Genomic DNA, 21,088 nt, shown 5'->3' with positions numbered 1-21,088 from the left:
GAGGCGCGATGGCGGCGGAGGGACGGGCCGAGGGCGGCACTGCGTGCGCTGACCCCGGGGAGGACGCGGACCTGCCGCCGGGCCGGTCCGGAGGCGTCTTCGAGCAGGTGAGCGCGGTCGCCGACGCCGTCCTCTACGAGGGCTACCTCCTCTATCCCTACCGGCGCTCCTCGGCCAAGAACCGCGTCCGATGGCAGTTCGGGGTGCTGTTCCCCCGGGACTGGGTGGAGTCGGACGGTCCCGTCGCCCCCGGCATCTCCGGCTCCGCGGACTCCTGGTACCAGCAGACCGAGTGCCTGCTGAGGCTCCGGCAGCCCGGCGCGGCCGTACATGTCCGGCTGCGCTGTCTGCAGATGCAGCGCAAGCAGGTCGAGGAAGCGGAACGGGACGGCGGACACCGCCCCGTCGAGTCGCTGCGCACCGACGACGGCACGACCCATCTGACCTTCGACGAGGCCGTACCGCGTGAGTTCGATGCCGTGATCCCGCTGGACGAGCTCCTTCGGGGTGAACACACCGTTGCGGTGGCAGCGCCGGCCGGGGAGGACGTCGAACCACTGCCGGGCCACTCGGGCCGGGTGGTGCGGCGCCGCGAGCAGGTGCGGGCGAGCCTCACCGTCGTCGCCGAGCGCCTCGCGCCGTACCTCTGCCGGCTCCGGGTCCGCACCACGAACACCGGACCCGCCCCGGATCCGGGAACCCCGCGCGACGAGGCGCTGCGCCGGGCACTCATCGCCACGCACACCCTCATCGGCGGTGCCGGCGTCGAGTTCGTCTCGCCGACCGATCCGCCCACGGACCTGCGGGCCCATGCGAGCGCGTGCCGCAACGAGTTCACGTTCCCCGTGCTCGGCGGTGAGCCCGACGAGGTCGGACGCGCCCTGCTGTCCGCCCCGATCATCCTGCCCGACCACCCTCAGGTCGCCCCGGAGAGCCCCGGCGACCTGCACGACGCGGCGGAGATCGACGAGATCCTCACCCTGCGCACGATGCTGCTGACCGACGAGGAGAAGCAGGAGGCACGCGCCACCGACCCGCGGGCCGCCGCGATCCTCGACCGGGTCGACACCATGCCTCAGGAAGTCTTCGAGCGGCTGCACGGCGCCGTCCGCTCCCTGACTCCGTCAGCCACGGCGCCCACCCGGGTCACCCCGTCGCCCCTGGCGACCCTGCCCGCCGAACGCCCGGCCTGGTGGCAGGAGGGCGCCGACGACGGTCTCTCCCCGTCCACGGACACCGTGCTCGTGGACGGCGTACCCCTCGGAGCGGGCAGCCGAGTAAGGCTCCGCCCACGGGGTCGCGGCGCCGACGCCCAGGACATGTTCCTGGCCGGGCGGACCGCCGAGGTCGCCGCCGTCTTCCACGACGTGGACGGCAGCGTGCACCTCGCCGTCACCGTCGACGACGATCCCGCGGCAGAACTGCACACCTGGTACGGCCGCTTTTTGTACTTCCGGCCGGACGAACTCGAGCCACTGGAGCCCGCTCCATCCGAAACCCCCCGCAGCGGAGGCCGATGACATGGCAACGCACAGCAGTACCGCCGAGGTCAGCAAAGAACCCAGTAGCGGTGAGGACCGCGAGGGCTTCGACGAGATCACCATCCTGTGGATCTCCGAGGGCATGAGCTGTGACGGCGACACCGTCTCCCTCACGGCCGCCGACCAGCCCTCCATCGAGGACCTCGTCCTGGGTCTGATCCCGGGCCTGCCGAAGGTGAACCTGGTCAACAAGGTGCTCTCGCCCAGCCTGGGCGGCGAGGACTTCCTCGCTCCCTACCGGGCCGCCGCGCGGGGCGATTTGTCACCGTTCATCCTCGTTATCGAGGGCTCGATCCCCAACCAGAACATCATCGAGGGCGACGGCTACTGGACGTCCTTCGGCAACGACCCGGAGACCGGTGAGCCGCAGACCCTGAACTGGTGGATCGACCAACTGGCCCCCAAGGCCTGGGCGGTGGTGGCCGCCGGCACCTGCGCCACCTTCGGCGGCATCCACGCCATGTCCGGCAACCCGACCGGCTGCATGGGCCTCGCCGACTACCTGGGCTGGGACTACACCTCCCAGGGCGGCCTGCCGGTCGTCAACGTGCCCGGCTGCCCGATCCAGCCCGAGAACTTCATGGAGACCCTGGTCTGGGTCCTCTACCACGCGGCCGGCTCCGCGCCCCCGCCCCCGCTGGACCACATGCTCCGCCCGCAGTGGCTGTTCGGCAGGACGGTCCACGAGGGCTGCGACCGCGGCTCGTACTACGAGCAGGCCAGCTTCGCCAAGGACTACAACTCGCCCAAGTGCCTGGTCAAGACAGGTTGTTGGGGTCCGGTCGTCAACTGCAATGTGCCCAAGCGCGGCTGGATGGCAGGCATCGGCGGCTGCCCGAACGTCGGCGGCATCTGCATCGGCTGCACGATGCCCGGCTTCCCCGACGCGTTCATGCCGTTCATGGACGAACCCCCGGGCGGCACGCTGTCGTCCCTGGCCATCAAGCCGTACGGGGCCGTCATCCGCAGGCTGCGCGGCATGACGAACGAACTGGTCAACCACGAGCCCAGGTGGCGCCACAACAAGCGCAAGCTGACCAGCGGCTACGACCCGCACTGGCGCCCCTGATGGCGCTCCGCGCGCAGGTCCGCGAACCGCACGACCCCCACCTCACGACCCACCCGCACATCACCGACAGCGAGGGGCAGCACCGCAGATGACCACCACCGAGGCCCGGCCCACGGAGCGCAAGCCGCCACAGCTCGTGGACATGTCCTGGGATCCGATCACCCGGATCATCGGGAACCTGGGCATCTACACGAAGATCGACTTCGCCAACCGGGAAGTCGTGGAATGCCACAGCACCTCGTCGCTCTTCCGCGGCTACTCCGTGTTCATGAAGGGCAAGGACCCGCGCGACGCCGGCTTCATCACGTCCCGCATCTGCGGCATCTGCGGCGACAACCACACCACCTGCTCCGACTACGCCCAGCAGATGGCCTACGGCGTCAAGCCGCCCCCGCTGGCCGAGCACATCGTCAACCTCGGCGAAGCGGCCGAGTACATGTTCGACCACACGATCTTCCAGGACAACCTGGTCTTCGTGGACTTCTGCGAGGCGATGGTCAAGGCCACCAACCCCGGCCTGCTGGCCCGCGCGGAACGCACCGAGGCGCCCCGCGGGGAGATCCACGGCTACCGGACGATCGCCGACATCATGAAGGCCTTCAACCCCTTCGAGGGCGAGGTCTACAAGGAGGCCCTGAAGGTCAGCCGGGTCACCCGTGAGATGTTCTGCCTGATGGAGGGGCGGCACGTCCACCCGTCCACGCTGTACCCGGGCGGCGTCGGCACGATGCCCCAGCCGACCGTCTTCACCGACTACCTCGCGCGCCTCATGCGGGTCATCGACTTCGTGAAGAAGGCCGTCGCCATGAACGACGACGTCTTCGACTTCTTCTACGAAGCACTGCCCGGCTACGAGGAGGTCGGCCGCCGCCGCGTCCTGCTGGGCTGCTGGGGCGCCTTCCAGGACCCCAAGGTCGTCGACTACCGGTACGAGACGATGAACACCTGGGGCAAGGCGATGTACGTCACCCCAGGCATCATCGTCGACGGCGAACTCGTCACCAACAACCTCGTCGACATCAACCTCGGCCTGCGCATCATGCTCGGCAGCTCCTACTACGAGGACTGGGTCAACGAGCAGCCCTTCGTCACCCACGACCCGCTCGGCAACCCCGTCGACATGCGTCACCCGTGGAACCAGACCACCGTCCCGGTGCCGCAGAAGCGCAACTTCGACGACAAGTACAGCTGGGTGATGAGCCCGCGCTGGTACGACAAGCGGACCGACCAGCACCTCGCCCTCGACACCGGCGGCGGCCCGCTGGCCCGGCTGTGGTCGACCGCGCTGAGCGGCCTGGTGGACACCCCGTACATCAAGGCCACCGGCCACAGTGTGCGCATCTCGCTGCCCAAGGGCGAGTCGCTGCCGGAGACCACCCTGGAGTGGCGCATCCCGCAGTGGAGCAACACCATCGAACGCGACCGCGCCCGGCCCTACTTCGTCGCCTACGCGGCCGCCATGGCCCTGCAGTTCCTCGAAGAGGCCATGGGACTGGTCCGCGCGGGCGAGACCAAGGTCTTCGAGAACTACGAGGTGCCCGACGAGGCCATCGGCTGCGGCTTCCACGAGGCGGTCCGCGGTGTCCTCTCGCACCACCTGGTGATCAAGGACAAGAAGATCGCCAACTACCACCCGTACCCGCCCACCCCGTGGAACGCCAGCCCCCGCGACATCTACGGCACCCCGGGTCCGTACGAGGACGCCGTCCAGGGCCAGCCCATCTTCGAGGAGAACGGGCCGGACGACTTCAAGGGCGTCGACATCATGCGCACGGTCCGCAGCTTCGACCCCTGTCTGCCCTGCGGTGTGCACATGTACGTCGGCAAGGGCAAGACGCTCACCACCCTGCACTCGCCGACGTACGGGGCGAACCATGGCTGAGGCCGGTGCCGCCCGGCTGGCGGACCCGGACGTGGAGGCCCGGCTCGCCCGGCTCGACGAGCTGCTGGCGGGCCTGGAGTCCGCGCCCGGCCCCACCACCCGGTCCGCGACCGAGGCGGTGGGACTGCTGACCGAGGTCTACGGCGAGGCGCTGGCCCGCGTCATGGACCACGCGGACGGTCAGCTGGCCGAGCGCCTGGCCGACGACGAGTTGCTGGGCCACCTGCTGGTCCTGCACGACGTCCATCCCGAGCCCGCCGAGCGCCGGGCGGCCCGCGCGGTCGAACGGCTGCGTCCCGCCGTACAGGAACGTGGCGGCGACGTGGAGTGGGCCGGCGTGGAGGGACAGGTGGCCCGGGTGCGCATGAAGGCGGGCGGCGGATGCGGCTCGGGTTGCGGTGCCGGGGCGCTGGACGTCACCGACGCGGTCCGCGAGGCGGTGCTTGCCGTGGCACCCGAGCTGACGGCCGTGGAGCCGCTCACCGCGGCTGCGCCCGCACCCCCGCCCGCGTTCGTCCCGCTCGCCACGCTGACGCACCGGGGCGCACGGTGACCACCGACGGGGCCCTGGCCCGCCTCATCCGTTCCTCGGCCGACCGCACGGCGGCGGCCGGGGTGGAGGCGTGTGACCTGTGCGCCGCGCCGGTGCCGGACGAGCACGCGCACCTGTACGACACCGGGCAGGACGAGGTGCGGTGCGTCTGCGGCCCCTGCTCGGTGCTGTTCGCCGGGGCCGGGGCGGGCGACGGCCACTACCGGCTGGTGCCCCGGCGTCGGATCAGGCTGCCCAAGGTCGACACGGCGGCGCTGGGCGTACCCGTCGGCCTGGTCTTCTTCGTGCCCCGGGCGGACGGCACCCTCACCGCGCAGGGCCCCAGCCCGGCCGGTGCCATGCGGTGGGAGGTGGAAGGGTCGGCCTGGCTCGGGCTCGCCGAGACGTGTCCGCAGCTCGCCACCGTGGAACCCGAGGTGGAGGCACTGCTGGTGAACACCGTCCACGGCCTCGACCACCACTGGATCGTGCCGATCGACGACTGCTACCGGATGGTCGCCGTCGTACGCCGGGAATGGCGCGGCCTGTCCGGCGGCGGGCAGGTCTGGCCGGCCGTCGAGCGGTTCTTCGAGGACCTCACCGAGCGGTCCTGAGCACGTACTCCGCAGGTCGGAGGCGAGGAAGGAGATCACCCCATGGGCAGCATCAGAGTGGGCCGGGCCCAGGCGAGGCCCGACACGCCGGCGCACGTGTCCGGCATGCACCAGGGCAACCGGGGGCGGTACAAGGACCAGAAGGGCCACCACGAGGACGGCACCGCCGACGCGCGCCGTTCCACCGGGATCCATTGGAAACGGCATGACGTGCTCGTGGAGACGATGCCGAACATCTCACCGGGATGAGAGACAGCAGGGAGTCGCCGCAATGAAGGTCCAACGAGCACAGTGGTCGACTGCCAAGGGCAGACGAGCCGGGATGAGCGGACAGCGGGTGCTGATGGCCGAGGCGGCCCTGGTGGGCAGCCTGGTCCTCGCCGTGCTGCTCAAGGAGTTGCCCAGCCTCCGGCGCGAGGCGCGGATCTGGCGGATGTCCGGCGGGTTCCGCGCCGGACGCCGCTACCCGTGAGCCGGTCGTGCACGAACTGTCGATCGCGACCGCGATCATCGAGCGGGCCGGTGAGCTGGCACGGGCGGACGGAACCGAGTCCGTCTCGGCGGTGACCGTCAGGGTCGGCGAGCTGGCGGGCGTCGTCCCCGACGCCCTGGATTTCGCCTTCGAGGTGGCCCGCGACGGGACCCCCCTCGCCGAGGCGCGGCTCGTGGTCGAGCAGATCCCCGCGCAGGCCTGGTGCGGCCCGTGCGCCGAGGAGTTCCCGGTGGGCATGCCCCCGTTCTTCTGGTGCCCGCGCTGCGACGTGCCCTCCACGGACCTGCGCAGCGGCCGGGAACTGGAGATCGCCGGGATCGAGCCGCCACCGGCCTCGGCATAGCGCGCGTGGGCCCCGCCGAACACGCTCGGCGGGGCCCACGCACGTCCGGACCCGATCAGCAGATCCGCGGCAACTGCTCACCCAGCGGCAGATCCACCACCCGGGTCCCGCCGAGCCCCGTCGCGACCACGACCATCCCGGGGTGGTCGGCGACGCACTCGCCGATCAGAGTGGCGCCGGCGCCCTGCGGGTGGGCGCGCATCGCAGCGAGTACGTCCTCCGCCTCCGACGGGGGCACGAAGGCGACCAGCCGGCCCTCGTTGGCGACGTAGAGCGGGTCGAGCCCCAGGAAGCCACAGGCGTTCGCCACCGCGTCCGGCACCGGAATGGCTCGCTCCCGCAGCCGGACACCGGTCCCGGAAGCGCGCGCGATCTCGTTCAGGGACGCGGCGAGGCCGCCCCTGGTGGGGTCGCGCAGCACATGGATGTCCTGGGTGACCGCCAGCATGGCCGCGACCAGACCGGCGAGCGGCGCGGTGTCGCTGGCCACCTCCACCCCGAACTCCAGCCCCTCCCGCACGCTCATGATCGCCACCCCGTGCAGGCCGATCGGCCCGCTGACGATGACGGCGTCACCGGGTCGTGCACGCTGGGGCCGGATGTCCACCCCGTCGGGCACGAGCCCCACGCCGGCGGTGGTGACGTACACGCCGTCGCCGTGCCCGGACTCCACCACCTTGGTGTCACCCGTGGCGATGGTGACCCCGGCGGCCTCGGCCGCCGCGCCCATGGCCCGCGCGATCCGCTCGACCACGGTGAGCTGCACGCCCTCCTCCAGCACGAAGGCGGCGGACAGATACGCGGGCCTGGCACCGCTCATCGCCAGGTCGTTGACGGTGCCGTTGACCGCGAGGTCGCCGAGGCTGCCGCCGGGGAAGAACAGCGGCCTGACCACGTAGGAGTCGGTGGAGAACGCCAGCCGGGCACCGCCCAGTTCGAGGACGGCGGAGTCCGCGAGCCCGGCCAGGGTGGCGTTGCCGTAGGCGGGGGTGAAGACCTGCTCCATCAGCTCCGCCGACAGCGCACCGCCGCCGCCGTGCCCCATCACCACGACCCCCTGGTCGCGCAGCGGGGCGGGGCAGGACCAGTTGGCCGGGTCGACCGTCTCGGCGAGTTGTTCAGGCAACGGGGTTCATCTCCTCCCGCGCGGCCCGGTCGGCCTGCGGAGTCGGGGCGTTCATGCGGCGGTACAGGTAGTAGGCCGCGCAGGCACCCTCGCTGGAGACCATGGTGGCGCCGAGCGGCGTGCGCGGAGTGCAGGTGGTGCCGAACGCGGCGCACTCGGTCGGCTTGATCAGACCCTGGAGGACCTCGCCGCTGCGACACTCGGCGGGCTCCTCGGTACGGATGCCGCTGACGTCGAAGCGCTGCTCCGCGTCGTAGGCCCGGAAGGCGTCCGTCAGCCGCCAGCCGCTCAGCGGGATGCGCCCGATGCCACGCCAGTTCCGGTCGGTCACCTCGAACACCTCCTCGATCATGCGCACGGCGGCCGGATTGCCCTCCTCGCGCACGGCACGCGGGTACGCGTTCTCCACCCGGTGCTCACCGCGCTCCAGCTGGCGCACCGCCAGGCGGATGCCCTCCAGGATGTCCAGCGGTTCGAAGCCGGTCACCACCATCGGAACGCCGAACCGCTCGGCGAGCCCCGGGTACTCGGCCGTCCCCATCACGCTGCACACATGCCCGGCGGCCAGGAACCCCTGCACCCGGCACTCGGGCGCCGTCATGATCGCCTCGATCGCCGGGGGCACCCGCACATGCGAAACCAGCAGACTGAAGTTGGTCAGGCCCAGACGACGCGCCTGGTGCACGGCCATCGCGTTGGCGGGGGCGGTGGTCTCGAAGCCGATGGCGAAGAACACCACCTCCCGGTCCGGGTTGCGGCGGGCCAGCTCCAGGGCGTCGAGCGGTGAGTAGACCACGCGTACGTCGCCGCCCTCGCCCTTGACCCGGAACAGGTCGCGGTCGGTGCCCGGCACCCGGAGCATGTCGCCGAAGGAGCAGAAGATCACGTCGGGCCGCGAGGCGATCTCCAGCGCCTTGTCGATGACCACCAGCGGCGTGACACAGACGGGGCAGCCGGGGCCGTGGATCAACTCCACCTTCTCGGGCAGCAGTTGGTCGATGCCGTGCCGGATGATCGAGTGGGTCTGCCCGCCGCACACCTCCATCAGGGCCCAGGGCCGGGTGGCGGTGGCGCGGATCTCGTCCAGCAGCCGCCGCGCGAGATCGGGGTCGTTGAACTCGTCGATGTACTTCACCGGGCCTCGCTCCCGCTGTCCTGGCGCTCCGTCACCGCGGTGCCGCCCGCCTCCTTGGCCGCCTGCTCCCAGGCGTCCCCGAACTCCTCCTCCAGCAGCCCCAGTTCCTCGAAGAGCTTCAGGGAGGCCAGCGCCGACTCCTCGTCCAGGCGCTGGAGCGCGAAGCCGACGTGCACGATGACGTACTCACCCACCCGCACGTCGCTCACGTACTCCAGACACGCCTCTTTCTGCACCCCACCGAAGTCGATCAGCCCGGTGAGCGGATCCGCGCTGTCGTCGATGGACACGACCTTGCCGGGCACTGCCAAGCACATGGGTCACTCCTTCTGTCGTTCGTGCGCCGCGACCACCAGCTGGCCGAGGGCCAACCCGCCGTCGTTCGGCGGGACTTCGCCGTGCCGGAGCACCGTGAGGCCGTCCCCGGTCAGCAGCCGCGTGCACTCCTCCTCCAGCAGCGCGTTGGCGAACACCCCGCCGCTGAGGGCGACGGTGGTCAGCCCGGTGTCCTCGCGTGCCCGCCGGCAGACCGCCCGGACGGCCCGCGCCACGCCGCGGTGGAAGCGCGCGGCGAGTACGGGAGCCGGGGTGCCGCGGCGCAGATCGGTGAGCAGCGCGCCGAGCACGGGCGCCGGGTCGTAGGCGCCGCCGGCGAGTCCGAAGGCGTAGGCCGAGGTGTCGGCGTCCCAGCCCGCAGCGGCGGCGGACTCCAGCTCCATGGCGGCCTGCGCCTCGTACCGCGCGCGATGACAGACGCCGACGAGGGACGACACCGCGTCGAAGAGCCGGCCCATGCTGGAGGTCGCCACACAGGCCACACCACGCGTCAACTGGCGCTTCAGCATGGCCAGTTCGTCGGGAGCGCAGGTGGCCACGCTGGGCAGGTCCGCGTCCCATCGCAGGCCTGCCGCCCACAGCCGCGCCAGCGCCAGGCGGCACGGGTTGGCCACGCCCGCGTCACCACCGGGGAGCGGGGCGGGGGTGAGGTGGCCGAACCGCCGGAAGCCGTTGTAGTCGGCGAGCAGGATCTCGCCGCCCCAGACGGCGCCGTCGTCGCCGTAGCCCGTGCCGTCGAAGGCGACGCCGATCACGGGGGCGGTGCCGTCGAGGCCGTGCTCGGCCATCGCCGAGGCGATGTGCGCGTGGTGATGCTGGACGAACACCGGTGCATGTACGGGCAGTTGGGCGGCCCGCTGCCGGGCCCAGCGCGACGAGTGGTATCCCGGGTGCCGGTCGGCGGCGACCAGCTCCGGGCTGACGCCGGTCAGGGACCGCAGCTGCGACTCCGCCCGCCGGGCCGCCTCCAGGGTGGCCAGCTCGCCCATGTCGCCGATGTGCGGGCCGAACCAGGCGTGCTCGCCCTCACCGAGGCACAGCGCGTTCTTCAGATCGCCGCCCACGGCGAGCGCGGGCCGCACCGCGACCGGCAGACGCAGCGGACGGGGTGCGTAGCCCCGGGACCGGCGCAGCACCTGCTCCGTGCCGTCGGGGCGTACCCGCAGCAGGGAGTCGTCGCACGGCGACGCGATGGGCCGGTCGTGGGCCAGCCAGGCGTCGGCGAGACCGGCCAGCCGGGTCAGGGCCTCGTCGTCGTCCGTGACGATCGGCTCCCCCGAGCGGTTGCCGCTCGTCATGACCAGCACCCGCGGTCCCGGCGGATCGCCGGGCAGGCCGAACAGCAGGGCGTGTACGGGGGTGTAGGGCAGCATCACGCCGACGTGCGGGCTGCCGGGGCAGACGCCGGGGGCGAGGGTGTCGTGCTCCGAGCGCCGGCGCAGCAGGACGATGGGGCGCCGGGGGCTGGTGAGGGCGGCCGTCTCGGGCGCGGACGGCACGGCGATCCGCCGCACGACGTCGAGGTCCGCGCACATCACCGCGAACGGCTTGCCGCCGCGTGCCTTGCGGGTGCGCAGCGTGTCGACCGCCCGTGCGTCCGTGGCGTCGCACGCCAGGTGATAGCCGCCGAGGCCCTTCACGGCGACGATCCCCCCGGCGGAGAGCAGCGTCCGTGCCGTCTCCAGGGCATCGGCGTCCCGCGCGGGCCTGACACCGCTCCCGGCAGCGGGCACCAGGCGCAGCCGAGGGCCGCAGTCGGGGCAGGCCACGGGCTGGGCGTGGAAGCGGCGGTCGGCGGGATCGCCGTACTCCCGGGCGCAGTCGGGACACATCGGGAAGCCGGCCATGGTCGTGACCGCCCGGTCGTACGGCATGCCCGTGGCGATGGTGAAGCGCGGCCCGCAGTGCGTGCAGGTGACGAACGGGTGCCGGTGGCGGCGGTCGGCCGGGTCGGCCAGCTCCCGCAGGCAGTCGGCGCAGGTCGCCGTGTCCGGCGGCAGGAGCGTGCGGCCGGGGGAGCGGTCGGTGGAGCGGATGGTGAAGGCGTCGTCGGCACCGGTGACGGGCAGGTCCTCGAACCCGACGGCGGTGACGGAGGCCAGCGGCGGGGGCTGGACGGCCAGCCTCTCGCAGAAGTCGACGACACCGTCCGGCGGGCCCTCCACCTCGATCAGGACACCGCCGGCCGTGTTGCTCACGAACCCCGCCAGCGCGAGATCGGAGGCCAGGCGGTGTACGTACGGGCGGAAACCCACGCCCTGCACCGTGCCGCGCACGGTGACGCGGCGGCGTACCGCCTGTGCGGCGGGCGCCGTCACGAGACGCGGCCGGCCGTGAGGCCGGAAGCGGCGTCCTCATGCGTGTGGCTGTGGCTGTGGCTGTGGGTGTGGGGTCGGGGCGCCAGCGGAGGCCGGTGGACCGCGGCCCCGTCCCGCACCGCGAGCACCCGATCCAGGAGGGTGTCGACTCCGTCACCGGTCCGGGCGCAGGAGAACATGAGCTCCACGCCGGGATTGACCCGCTGGATGTTGGCGGCGAAGGCGGCCTGGTCGAAGCCGGCGGGCCCGGCCAGGTCGGTCTTGGTGAGCACCACCAGATGGGCGGAGCCGAAGGCCGTGGGGTACTTCAGCGGCTTGTCCTCGCCCTCTGTCACCGCCATGAGCACGATCCGCAGGTTCTCGCCGAGGTCGTAGGAGGCCGGGCAGACGAGGTTGCCGACGTTCTCCACGAACAGCAGCGAGGTGCCCTCCGGCAGCCAGCTCTCCACATGCCCGCGCAGCTGCCGGGCCTCCAGATGGCACAGCCCGTCGGTCAGCAGCTGCTTCACCGGCGCTCCCGAACGGGCGAGCCGGTGGGCGTCGTTGTCGGTCGCCAGGTCGGCGGTGAGCGCGGCCACGGGGATGCCCCGCTCCACGGCCCTGGCCAGTACCCGCCCGAGCAGTTCCGTCTTGCCGCTGCCCGGGCTGGACAGCAGGTTGGCCACGCTCACACCACGCCGGGCCAGTTCCTCGCGCAGGCTCGCGGCCAGATCGTCGTTCTTCGCCAGGACGGCCTGAGTGACCTCGTCCACGGAATCGCACATGCGCGCTGCTCCCAGCGGGGGATCGGGGGTTCGGACCGCTATCGATCCTCCGCGCCCTCGGCCACCAGGCGCGGGAGACCGGCCGCGCACGGGTCCGTGGATTCCTCCGGGCGGCTCAACGGGGGCGTGGCCGCCGGGTCGGCGAGCAGCACCGGCACCATCGTGTGCAGAGCGGCGACGGCCCGTCCGACGGCATCGCGCACGGTCGCGCTGATGCCCGGCGCGATGTCCTCGTCGCCGCGCGGCCGCAGCTCGGGCTCGCAGGCGAGGACGAGGACGCGTGGGAGCGGTTCGTCGCCCAGGTGGGTGGCCAGCGCCAGGACCTTCGCCGGGTCCATGCCGTGCGCCTCGGGAACGGGCCCGCCTGCGCTGCCGTCGGGAAGCTGCGGTTCGATCAGCGACAGGGTGCCCGGCTCGTGTCCCCGTACGGACGCGTCGACCAGCACAGCCGTGTCGTAGCCGTCGAGCAGCTCGTACGCCAGGTCCATGCCGCGGATGCCGAAGTCCCGTACCCGTACCTCGGGCGGCAGCGGGCGCCCGTCCAGGGCGCGGATCACCTCGGGGCCGAAGGCGTCGTCCGCGAGGAAGATGTTGCCGACGCTGGCCACCAGCAGACGGGTGCTCATCGCGCGCCCCCGGTGGTCAGCGGGTTGGCGGAGCCGCTCGGCTGCTTGCGGACGAAGGCCGAGCGCAGGGCGTGGTACGGGGCACGCGAGTCGAAGAAGATGGCGCGCATGCGGGCGAGTTCGTCCCGCCGGTACTCGCCGAGCGGTCGCCGCGCCTCGTCCGCCCGCCGTGCCGCGGCCTTCGCGGCGGTCCGTGCCGTGAGGTCCGGGGCCTCGGCGAGGGCGGCGGCCAAGTGCTCGACCTCCCCGGTGAAGTCCCGTGCCGGGACCGGCACCAGACGGTCCACCAGCCCGATCCGTGCGGCCGCCGCCGCGCTCACCGGCAGCGCCTCGGTCGTGAGCCGCGCGGCCGTCTCGGCTCCGGCGCGGCGCGGCAGCGTGTACGTCCAGTACTCGGACCCGTAGAGGCCCATGCGCCGGTAGTGCGGGTTGAGGACGCTGCCTGTGCGGCACCAGACCTGATCGGCGGCCAGGGCGAGCATCACGCCGCCTGCGGCCGCGTTGCCGCCGACGGCGGCAACCACCAGTCGGTCCGTCGTCCGCAGCACCGCCTCGACCAGGTCGTTCATGGCGTTGAGGTTGGCCCACGACTCGCCCGCAGGGTCGGCCGATGCCTCGATGACGTTCAGATGGATGCCGTTGGAGAAGAAGTCGCGGGCTCCGCCGAGCACCAGCACCGAGGTGGGGCGGGTGAGCGCGCGCCGGTAGGCGGCGAGCAGCCTGCGGCACTGGTCGGTGCTCATCGCCCCGCCCGGGAAGGAGAAGGACAGGAAGCCGACGTCGCCGTGCTGCCGGTAGCGGATGTCGGTCCAGGTGGTGCGCTCCGGGGGCAGTTCGAGCGGGGCGGCTTCCTCCGGCAGCCAGTGCGGGCCGCCGTCATGGCGTGGCGTTCCCTGACCGGTGCCGGGCGGGGCCGGGAATCCGGCGAGCACCGAGGCCGCGGGGCGGCGGAACGGCGCCGGGTCGCCGGAGTTCTTGCGGGGGCGCAGCTCCGGGATCCACACCGCGCCGTCCCGGGTGGCCCGGCAGACCGCGCCGGACCGCGTCGCGAGCAATGCGCCGGGGCGCCCGCGCAGCCGGTCCTCGCCGTGCCCGCCGTGCAGGAACACCTCCCGGCCGCACAGCTCGTCCAGGACACCCGGCTGCGAGTCGGCCCCACGGAGCTTGCGCAGCACCGTCGCGGTGCTGTCGTTCTCCCAGTCGATTCGTCGCCGCTCCTGGCGGAGGAAGTCGCGCCACACCACGGCAATCGCGGGATCGCTCTGAGCCTTCGGCTTGAACGATCCGTCGGCGAACCGTTTCACCGCCAGCAGGACGGCGGCCGAGGCGGCGTCGGAGACCTCGTTGCGGTACAGGTCGCTCTTGCCGACCGGCGGCACCGGGAAGGAGCCGTCCGCCCAGATGTCGCCCGCGTCCATCGCCGCCTCGGCCTGAAGCACCGTCACGCCCCAGCGCGGCGCTGCCTCGGCGATCGACCAGTCGAGGGAGGACGGGCCGCGGTCGCCGGGTGGGCCCGGGTGCACGATCAGACAGGTGTGCTCCTGCCACACGTCCTCCGGCAGCGCCGTCTTCAGCATCGGCGCGATGATCAGCTCCGGACGCGTTTCGCGTACGGCGGCCCGGACCGCTTCGGGTCCGTGCGAGGCGAGTACGACCTCAACCCGGTGTCCCCGCTCGGACAGTTCGGCGTACACACGCTGGGACAGGCTGTTGAACGCGCTGGCGACGAGCAAGATGTCCATGGCATGGCATGTTCGCCGGTCGGGGGAGGGCCGCGAAGGACCACGGCGGCGTTTCGCGAGTCGCCGCCGGTTCCCGTCCGCCATCCGGATCGCATTCCCGGCCGGGTCGCGCGGCTGCCCGGCGTCGCCCGCCTAGCCGAACGGAGTGGTCTCCAGCAGCTCGCCGGCCATCCGCCGAGCGGGCCGCTCGGTGTGCTCGGCGACGCGCCGGAAGGTCTCCTGGGCGGCGCGGGCCGGCCACTCGGGGGGAAGGTGCCGGGCGGGCAGCCTCGGGTCCGTGCGGATGGTCCAGAGCCATTCGCTGACAAGCCGCAGCCGGGTTCCGATCGGGTCGTCCCCCGGCCCGGCGTCGAGGTGAGCCGTCCACCGCTTGTCGAAGGTGACGTAACGAGCGGCGATGCTCTCCAGGTCCCAGGTGCCGTGGATCATCTGCGCGATGTCGGTGCTGTCGTCCGCCAGGGCGTGGAAGATCTTGACGTGGTCGGCCAGCTCGAGCTCCGAGACCACGGCGGCGACGTCGACCTTCCCGGGGGCGATCCACAGCCCGCTGTACAGCGCGCCGAATCCGGACCAGGCCAGCCGGGAGCGCAGGTCGTGGCGCCTGCGCTTCCAGGAGTCGGGGAGGGAGAAGCCGAGCAGGGTCCAGGAGCCGTCCCAGTCGTCGTTGACCGCGCCCTGCCGCCAGATGCGGGTACGGCCGTCCTCGAGGACGCGCGTCGCCTGCGGGGTCAGACCGAAGAACATCTTGCGGCCCTCGCGCCGGCGCCGCAGCAGACCGCGGTTGACCATGCGGGTGAGCGTGGAGCGAACGGCCTGTTCACCGACCCCGACGCGGCCGAGCACCTCGATGATGCTGCCCGAGTAGACGCACAGGTCGCCTTCCTCCAGAACGTGATTGCCGAAGAAGGCGAGCATGAGCGACTGCGGGCGCGGCTGCGGGCCCTCCGAGGTGACCGGGGTGTCCAGGATGTCGTCGTCCTCCACGGTGCACAGCGTACGACCGCCCACCGACAGCGCGGCGGGCGGTCGTACGGCATCACCGCCCGTCGGCGGGGTGGGCAAGGTCGTAGGGGCGCGGGTACGGGGCCGGTCGGTACGGCACGTAGCGCGTCGGCGTGGTCGGATCGGCCGCCGTGGCACGGGAGTTGAGGGACTTCGGGTCGGTGCCGACCCAGCTGCCGGCCGTGAGGCGGTCCTCCAGGGTGTGCAGGGCGGCGAGCTGTTCGGCGGGGCTGAAGGTGCAGTGGCCGGCGTTGTCGGTGTACGCCTGCCGCAGCCGGGACGCCGACCCGGCGGCGGTGACGGCCCGCTTCAGAGCGTTCTCCGTCTGGACGGGGACGAGGGCGTCGCCGATGGTGTGGACCGACAGCTGCGGCTTGGCAAGCTTGCCGGTGAAGGAGCTGGTGCCGCTCATCCACGCCACGGCGTTCGGGTCGGCGCCGATGCGCGGGGCGCGGTTGAGGGTGGCGAGATCGGCGCGCAGGGACAGGCCGGCCTTCCGGTACAGCTCGGTGACCTCCTTGCGGACGGAGGACCGGCCGAGCAGCTTCGCGTAGTCGACGCCGGTGTTCCACGACATGTTGCCGCCTGCCCGCGCCTCCGCCTCCTGCCGCCGGTTGAAGGCGGCGATCTGCAGCAGGCCCTTGACCGCCTCGTACTGGTTGGCCTGCTGGGCTGCCCAGTCGGTCGCGGCCGGCCGGGGCTGCGTGGGCTGGTTCCAGACGGGGATGTTGTGCAGGGCGGCGGCGAGGGCGATCCTGGCCCGCCCTACGGCCGTCGTCTGTGCCGAGTCGACCACGGAGGTCAGGGTGTCGGCCGCGTCGTCGGCGGCAGCCTGTTCGGCGATGTTCACCAGTGGGACGTCGGTGCCGGGCGCGAGGAGCGTTTTGATCGCGAAGACGGGATCGAGGGTGTTGTTCCAGTTGGCCACTCCGCCGTGGACCAGGCCGCACAGCGAGATCGAACCGTCGATCCGCTCCGGATGCCGCTCGGCGATGGCGGTGGTGACGAGCCCGCCGTACGACCGCCCCCAGGCGATGGTGCGGGAGGCCGTCCCGAAGCGGTCGGTGAAGGCGGTGAGGGTGGCGAGCTGATCGGGAACCGCGTCCGTCACAGCCCAGCCGGTGGTGGCGTAGGAGGAGCCGGCGAGGGCGTATCCGTTCCTGAGGAGCAGAGCCTTGGTGGCGTCGTCCGGGGCGTCCTGGGCGGGGTTGGCGGGGCCGGTCGCGTAGCCGTGGCTGAACAGCAGGACGGTGCCGTTCCAGTGGGCGGGCATGTCCATCATGTACGTGGCGCCCGAGGGGAGTCGGCCGTCGACGTGGGTCGTGTCGGAGGCGGCGACGGCGGTCGTGGCGGGCAGCGCGCCGACGGCGAGCAGGAGGGCGGCCGCACCGGCGATGCGGCTACGGCGGCGGGGCCGGCGTACGTGCGGTGGCGGGGGCGCGGTGGTGCTCATCACGCGGAGATCCCCTCCGTCCGGCGGGAGTTGGGACGTTCGGGCGCCGAGCCGGACAGGGACGTGCGGTTGGTCTCGCGCACGAACCAGACGGTCAGCGCCGTGATGAGCGAGCCCCCGCAGATCAGCAGGGCGACGGGGGTGCCGTTGCCGCCGGCGGCCACCAGACTTCCGGCGAGCATCGGGGAGAAGCCGGCGCCGATCAGGGTGGCGCCCTGGTAGCCGAGGGAGGCTCCGGTGTAGCGGACCCGGGTGCCGAACATCTCCGTGAGCAGGGCGCCCAGCGGGCCGTACATCACGGACTGGGCGATGCCGTGGCCGAGGACGACGGCGAGGATCAGCAGCCCGGGCGACTTCGAGTCGACCAGGGCGAGGACGGGGAAGGCGAGCGCGGCCGAGGTGAGGGCTCCGGCGAGGACGACCGGGCGGCGGCCGACGCGGTCGGACAGCGCTGAGGCGCAGGGCAGGACGACCAGGGCGACGCAGGCTGACACCGTGAGCGCGGTGAGCACCTGCGGGCGGGCGTATCCGATGCCGGTGGCGTACGCGATCAGATAACTGGTCAGCAGGGACTGGGCGGTGAAGGCGCCGATGCCGACACAGCAGGCGAGCAGCAGCGGCCGGGGACGCCGCAGTACGTCGACGATCGGCAGCCGCGCCTCGGTGCGCTCCTTCTTCACCTCGGCGAAGAGCGGGCTCTCGACCACCTTCAGCCGGACGAAGAGGCCGACGCCGAGCAGCACCACGCTCAGCAGGAACGGCACGCGCCAGCCCCAGGCCGTGAACTGGTCCCTGGGCATGGCGACCACGAAGGTGACGACGAGCGAGGAGAGCAGGGAGCCGAGCGGGGCTCCCATCTGCGTGAAGCTCGACCACAGGCCGCGGCGGCGCTCCCCGGCGTGCTCGACGACCATGAGCGTGGCGCCGCCCCACTCACCGCCGATGGCGATGCCCTGGACGACACGCAGGGCGATCAGCAGGACCGGCGCCCAGACGCCGATCGTGCCGTAGGTGGGCAGCAGGCCGATGAGGAAGCTGGCGCCGCCCATCAGGCCCATCGTGAGCAGCAGCATGGACTTGCGGCCGAGCCGGTCACCGAAGTGCCCGAAGACGATGCCGCCGAGCGGACGGGCGACATAGCCGGCGGCGAACGTGCCGAACGCGGCGATGGTGCCGACAGCCGGGTCGGCGCCCGGGAAGAACAGCTCGCCGAAGACCAGGGCGGCGACCGTGCCGTAGACGAGGAAGTCGTAGAACTCCACGGCGGTACCGAGCAGCCCGGAAAGGGCGACCCTGCGCAGCTGCCGGGCGCTTTCGGGGTTCGGGTTCGGGGACGGGGGTGGTGACGGTGATGCGACGGGGGACGGGGGCATCGCGGTCTCCCTTGACGGGGGAAGGACACCGCGAAGGTAGGCTCTATACTTACCGCCGTCAATAAAGTGCACAACATTAGCGCCTATGGGTGCCGTGCGGGTCGGTCGTGATCGCCGAACGGCGCGTTCGTCCGGGGACGGCGAAGGGGCTGCGGCGGCTACCGGGCGGTGAGCGCCGCCGCCTCCGTGGGCCGTTTCTGCCAGGCGCCGGTCGACCTCAGCCTCAAGGGGCAGGAGGCAAAGACGGCCTGGCGCCTCGAGGAGGGGAGAACTGCAGCGCTACGGCTCGTATCCCGTCTCAGTGCCAGCCGAAGCGGCGGTCCACCACCGCTGCGAACTCCTCCAGGGTCAGCACGGAGTCCCCGTTCTGGTCGGCTGCGTCGAACAGAGCGGACGAGGCGTACTCGTCTCCCAGTGCCCAGGTCGGCAGATCTCCAGAAGCGGCCAGGGACGGGCCCTTGCTGCGCAGGGCGATGATCACCTCTTCGCGGGTCAGGGTCCCGTTCTCGTCGAGGTCGAGTGCCTCGAACAGCTTCCGGGCCTTTTCGCTCATCGTGTCACCCTCGTTCCTGTCGTCGGCATCGGGCCGACCCACCCCGTTACCAGATGAGAACGCCTTTTCCCCCGCTCGGGTTCCCTTTTCAGCGACGAGTGCGAGTGCGGGCGATCAGCCACATCAGATACGGCGCTCCGACGGCCGCCGTGAGGACGCCCACCGGCAGCTCTACCGGGGAGAACATCCGGCGGGCCAGTACGTCCGCGACGAGCACGATCGTGGCGCCGGCCAGGGCGGAGGAGAGCAGCGGGATCTGGGCGGTGCGGGTCAGCCGGTGGGCGATCTGCGGGGCGAGCAGCGCCACGAAGTCGACCGGGCCGGCGGCGCCGGTCGCCACGGAGGCCAGCACCACGCCGAGCGCGGTCAGACCCAGCCGGACCGGACCGAGCCGCACGCCCAGCGCGGTCGCCGTGCTGTCGTCCAGGGACACCATGCGCTGCGCGTGCGCCGCCCACAGCAGCGCCGGGACCAGGGCCAGCAGGATCCAGGCGAGCGGCGCGGCCTGGTCATAGCCCCGGCCGTTGAGCGAGCCGGTCAGCCACACCTTGGCCTGCTGGGCGACCAGATAGTCGCCCTTGGTGAGAAACAGCCTGGTCAGCGAGCCGAGCGCGATGGACACGCCGATTCCGACGAGCACGAAGCGCGTCGCGTGCAGACCACCCCGCCAGGCGAAGGCATAGACGAGCGCGGCGGCCGAGAGCCCGCCCAGGACCGAGACGTACGGCAGGACGGTGTACGACGTGAGCCCGAAGGTCATCGCGGTCACCGTCGCCGCGCCCGCGCCGTGCGTGACGCCGATGACGTCCGGACTGGCGAGCGAGTTGCGGGCGACGGTCTGGACCAGTGCGCCGGAGACGCCGAACGCCGCGCCGACCAGCAGACCCGTCACCAGGCGGGGCAGGCGCAGCGTGCCGACGACGAGTTCGTCGGGGCTCGGCTGCCCGAGCAGCACCCGCACGACCTCCGTCGGCGAGACGTACGACTCGCCGACGCACAGGGACACGACGACCGTCACCGCGAGCACGGCCGCCAGCAGCACCGCGACCGCACACGCCCGGCGGTGCAGCAGGAAGCTGTTGTCCCGCACGCGGACAACGGTGTAGCCGGAGGGACGGAGGCGACGAGACGCGGCGGCGGTGCGATCGAGGGGCTGAGTCACGCCGGCACCGTTGCCTTCCTGCGTACCAGCGCGACCAGGAACGGCACGCCGAGCAACGCGGTCATCACGGCCACCGGCACCTCCGAGGGCGCGAAGAGGACACGGCCGAGCACGTCCGACACGAGGATCACCGTGGGGCCCAGCAGCGCGGACAGGATCAGCACCCACCGGTGGTCGGCGCCCACCAGCGCCCGCGCGATGTGCGGGACGGCGAGCCCGACGAACGCGATCGGACCGGCGACCGCGACGGCGACCCCGGTCAGCACGGTCGCGGCGAGCGCGCCGACGGCCCGCAGGAGCGCGACCCGGTGGCCGAGCCCTCTGGCCACGTCGTCGCCGAGAGCCAGGGCGTCCAGCCCCCGCGCCACGACGGCGACCAGCAGCAGCCCGACGAGGACGAACGGCCAGGTCTGCGCGACGACGTCACCGTCCCGGCCGCCGATCGAGCCGACGTCCCAGAAGCGGAACTCGTCGAGGGCGCGGGCGTCGGTGGTGACGATGGCGGACACCACGGAGGCGATGAAGGCGTTCATCGCGGCCCCGGCCAGCGCCAGTTTGACCGGCGAGGCACCGCCGCGTCCGCTGCCCGCCACCGCATACGCGGCCACCGCGGCCAGTCCCGCACCGGCGAACGCGAACCACACGTAACCGGCCGGCGAGTGCACCCCGAGGAACGCGATCGCGCAGACGACACCCAGCGAGGCCCCCTGGCTGACGCCGAGAACGCCGGGCTCGGCGATCGGGTTGCGGGTGATGCCCTGCATGACGACCCCGGCCACCGCGAGGGCGAGCCCGACCAGCACGCCGATGACCGTGCGGGGAACCCGCAGCGCCCGCACGACCTGTGCGTTGTCGCTGGTGCCGCCGTGCAGGAGGGCGTCGAACACCTGGGCCGGCGGGATCTGCCGGCTGCCGAGCGCGAGGCTCAGCAGGGCCGCGACCAGCAGCAGGAGCATGCCCGCGACCGTCCAGGCGATACGACGCCGGGTGGCACGGGACATGCGGTTCCTCTTGCTGTTTGCTC

21 protein-coding genes are annotated in these 21,088 nt (G+C 72.2%); 8 read left to right on the top strand and 13 right to left on the bottom strand.

Annotation, left to right across the window (positions count from 1 at the left end; translation table 11 throughout):
* The first annotated feature begins 8 nt into the window (after positions 1-8).
* From ACZ7M7_RS30360 to hypA, 8 genes are all read left to right on the top strand, one after another.
* A complete protein-coding gene (locus ACZ7M7_RS30360; protein ID WP_472122196.1) occupies positions 9-1,520 on the top strand; it encodes a hypothetical protein in 1,512 nt (503 codons plus the stop codon).
* A 1-nt stretch (position 1,521) separates the two neighbouring features.
* Positions 1,522-2,610: an NADH-quinone oxidoreductase subunit B family protein gene (locus ACZ7M7_RS30355; RefSeq protein WP_383598017.1), complete on the top strand. Its 1,089-nt coding sequence runs from the start codon at positions 1,522-1,524 to the stop codon at positions 2,608-2,610.
* Positions 2,611-2,698: 88 nt separating this feature from the next.
* A complete protein-coding gene (locus ACZ7M7_RS30350) occupies positions 2,699-4,492 on the top strand; it encodes a nickel-dependent hydrogenase large subunit (protein ID WP_472122193.1) in 1,794 nt (597 codons plus the stop codon).
* Complete coding sequence (locus ACZ7M7_RS30345) at positions 4,485-5,045, top strand: NifU family protein (protein ID WP_383598011.1); 561 nt, start codon at positions 4,485-4,487, stop codon at positions 5,043-5,045. Before ACZ7M7_RS30350 ends, ACZ7M7_RS30345 begins: the two co-directional genes overlap by 8 nt.
* Positions 5,042-5,638: a DUF5947 family protein gene (locus ACZ7M7_RS30340; RefSeq protein ID WP_472122190.1), complete on the top strand. Its 597-nt coding sequence runs from the start codon at positions 5,042-5,044 to the stop codon at positions 5,636-5,638. Before ACZ7M7_RS30345 ends, ACZ7M7_RS30340 begins: the two co-directional genes overlap by 4 nt.
* A 42-nt stretch (positions 5,639-5,680) precedes the next feature.
* Positions 5,681-5,887 (top strand): hypothetical protein, encoded by a 207-nt coding sequence (locus tag ACZ7M7_RS30335; protein WP_383598006.1) that lies wholly within the window; start codon positions 5,681-5,683, stop codon positions 5,885-5,887.
* Positions 5,888-5,909: 22 nt separating this feature from the next.
* Positions 5,910-6,110: a hypothetical protein gene (locus ACZ7M7_RS30330; RefSeq protein ID WP_383598003.1), complete on the top strand. Its 201-nt coding sequence runs from the start codon at positions 5,910-5,912 to the stop codon at positions 6,108-6,110.
* A 7-nt stretch (positions 6,111-6,117) separates the two neighbouring features.
* Complete coding sequence (gene hypA, locus ACZ7M7_RS30325; RefSeq protein WP_451166495.1) at positions 6,118-6,474, top strand: hydrogenase maturation nickel metallochaperone HypA; 357 nt, start codon at positions 6,118-6,120, stop codon at positions 6,472-6,474.
* A 55-nt stretch (positions 6,475-6,529) separates the two neighbouring features.
* Here the strand turns inward: hypA and hypE are convergent, their stop codons facing one another.
* The 13 genes from hypE to ACZ7M7_RS30260 all read right to left on the bottom strand — a co-directional run bounded on the left by hypE (position 6,530) and on the right by ACZ7M7_RS30260 (position 21,065).
* Complete coding sequence (hypE, locus tag ACZ7M7_RS30320; protein WP_451166497.1) at positions 6,530-7,600, bottom strand: hydrogenase expression/formation protein HypE; 1,071 nt, start codon at positions 7,598-7,600, stop codon at positions 6,530-6,532.
* Positions 7,593-8,735 carry a hydrogenase formation protein HypD gene (gene hypD, locus ACZ7M7_RS30315; protein ID WP_472122185.1) on the bottom strand — a complete coding sequence of 381 codons (1,143 nt, stop codon included), beginning with the start codon at positions 8,733-8,735 and terminating at the stop codon, positions 7,593-7,595. The genes hypE and hypD overlap by 8 nt, the downstream gene beginning before the upstream one ends.
* Complete coding sequence (locus ACZ7M7_RS30310; RefSeq protein ID WP_383597990.1) at positions 8,732-9,052, bottom strand: HypC/HybG/HupF family hydrogenase formation chaperone; 321 nt, start codon at positions 9,050-9,052, stop codon at positions 8,732-8,734. Before ACZ7M7_RS30310 ends, hypD begins: the two co-directional genes overlap by 4 nt.
* 3 nt (positions 9,053-9,055) lie before the next feature.
* The gene (gene hypF / locus ACZ7M7_RS30305; RefSeq protein ID WP_472122182.1) at positions 9,056-11,389 is read right to left on the bottom strand and encodes a carbamoyltransferase HypF; all 2,334 of its coding nucleotides are present in this window, start codon (positions 11,387-11,389) and stop codon (positions 9,056-9,058) included.
* Entirely contained in the window at positions 11,386-12,153 is a 768-nt protein-coding gene (gene hypB, locus ACZ7M7_RS30300) for a hydrogenase nickel incorporation protein HypB (RefSeq protein ID WP_472122179.1), read from the bottom strand. Before hypB ends, hypF begins: the two co-directional genes overlap by 4 nt.
* Positions 12,154-12,191: 38 nt before the next feature.
* Positions 12,192-12,779: a hydrogenase maturation protease gene (locus ACZ7M7_RS30295; protein WP_472122176.1), complete on the bottom strand. Its 588-nt coding sequence runs from the start codon at positions 12,777-12,779 to the stop codon at positions 12,192-12,194.
* Positions 12,776-14,521 carry a hydrogenase maturation protein gene (locus tag ACZ7M7_RS30290; protein ID WP_472122174.1) on the bottom strand — a complete coding sequence of 582 codons (1,746 nt, stop codon included), beginning with the start codon at positions 14,519-14,521 and terminating at the stop codon, positions 12,776-12,778. The genes ACZ7M7_RS30295 and ACZ7M7_RS30290 overlap by 4 nt, the downstream gene beginning before the upstream one ends.
* Positions 14,522-14,653: 132 nt before the next feature.
* Entirely contained in the window at positions 14,654-15,505 is an 852-nt protein-coding gene (locus ACZ7M7_RS30285; protein WP_472122491.1) for a PaaX family transcriptional regulator, read from the bottom strand.
* A 52-nt stretch (positions 15,506-15,557) separates the two neighbouring features.
* Positions 15,558-16,976, bottom strand: coding sequence for an alpha/beta hydrolase family protein (locus tag ACZ7M7_RS30280; RefSeq protein WP_472122171.1), 1,419 nt, complete (start codon positions 16,974-16,976; stop codon positions 15,558-15,560).
* On the bottom strand, positions 16,976-18,349 hold the full coding sequence (locus tag ACZ7M7_RS30275; RefSeq protein ID WP_472122168.1) for an MFS transporter: 1,374 nt from the start codon (positions 18,347-18,349) through the stop codon (positions 16,976-16,978). The genes ACZ7M7_RS30280 and ACZ7M7_RS30275 overlap by 1 nt, the downstream gene beginning before the upstream one ends.
* A 298-nt stretch (positions 18,350-18,647) precedes the next feature.
* Positions 18,648-18,902, bottom strand: a complete 255-nt coding sequence (locus ACZ7M7_RS30270; protein ID WP_383599696.1) for an EF-hand domain-containing protein — start codon at positions 18,900-18,902, stop codon at positions 18,648-18,650.
* Positions 18,903-18,990: 88 nt separating this feature from the next.
* A complete protein-coding gene (locus tag ACZ7M7_RS30265) occupies positions 18,991-20,064 on the bottom strand; it encodes a FecCD family ABC transporter permease (protein WP_472122164.1) in 1,074 nt (357 codons plus the stop codon).
* Positions 20,061-21,065 (bottom strand): FecCD family ABC transporter permease, encoded by a 1,005-nt coding sequence (locus ACZ7M7_RS30260; RefSeq protein WP_383597968.1) that lies wholly within the window; start codon positions 21,063-21,065, stop codon positions 20,061-20,063. Before ACZ7M7_RS30260 ends, ACZ7M7_RS30265 begins: the two co-directional genes overlap by 4 nt.
* Positions 21,066-21,088 lie beyond the last annotated feature (23 nt).

The sequence above is a fragment of the Streptomyces sp. NPDC111606 genome (assembly GCF_055656945.1).
This window is presented reverse-complemented; position numbering and strand designations above follow the sequence as displayed.